Source organism: Pseudoxanthomonas sangjuensis, assembly GCF_010211755.1.
Classification (GTDB): domain Bacteria; phylum Pseudomonadota; class Gammaproteobacteria; order Xanthomonadales; family Xanthomonadaceae; genus Pseudoxanthomonas_A; species Pseudoxanthomonas_A sangjuensis.
Genome location: NZ_PDWR01000060.1, coordinates 1 through 726, shown reverse-complemented (window position 1 = coordinate 726; position 726 = coordinate 1). Strand labels below are relative to the sequence as shown.

Genomic DNA, 726 nt, shown 5'->3' with positions numbered 1-726 from the left:
ATGGTGGCGGGGGCATTTGACTGCGCTGACATCATCGCCCGTGTGCGTGACATAAAACCGGTATGGGCGCTTGCCAACGACATGAACTGCAGTGCAGGTCAGTTGCTTGCCAGTGCCGCCTCCCGGCGTCTGGTCACGCAGACCGCCCGGACAGGCTCCATCGGCGTCATGATGGCTCACAGTAATTACGGTGCTGCGCTGGAGAAACAGGGTGTGGAAATCACGCTGATTTACAGCGGCAGCCATAAGGTGGATGGCAACCCCTACAGCCATCTTCCGGATGACGTCCGGGAGACACTGCAGTCCCGGATGGACGCAACCCGCCAGATGTTTGCGCAGAAGGTGTCGGCATATACCGGCCTGTCCGTGCAGGTTGTGCTGGATACCGAGGCTGCAGTGTACAGCGGTCAGGAGGCCATTGATGCCGGACTGGCTGATGAACTTGTTAACAGCACCGATGCGATCACCGTCATGCGTGATGCACTGGATGCACGTAAATCCCGTCTCTCAGGAGGGCGAATGACCAAAGAGACTCAATCAACAACTGTTTCAGCCACTGCTTCGCAGGCTGACGTTACTGACGTGGTGCCAGCGACGGAGGGCGAGAACGCCAGCGCGGCGCAGCCGGACGTGAACGCGCAGATCACCGCAGCGGTTGCGGCAGAAAACAGCCGCATTATGGGGATCCTCAACTGTGAGGAGGCTCACGGACGCGAAGAACAGGCA

At 59.2% G+C, this 726-nt stretch carries 1 protein-coding gene; it reads left to right on the top strand.

What is annotated here, in order from left to right; all coding sequences use genetic code 11:
• On the top strand, nucleotides 1-726 hold a 726-nt coding region (locus CSC71_RS15265), incomplete at both ends, for a S49 family peptidase (RefSeq protein ID WP_162375231.1).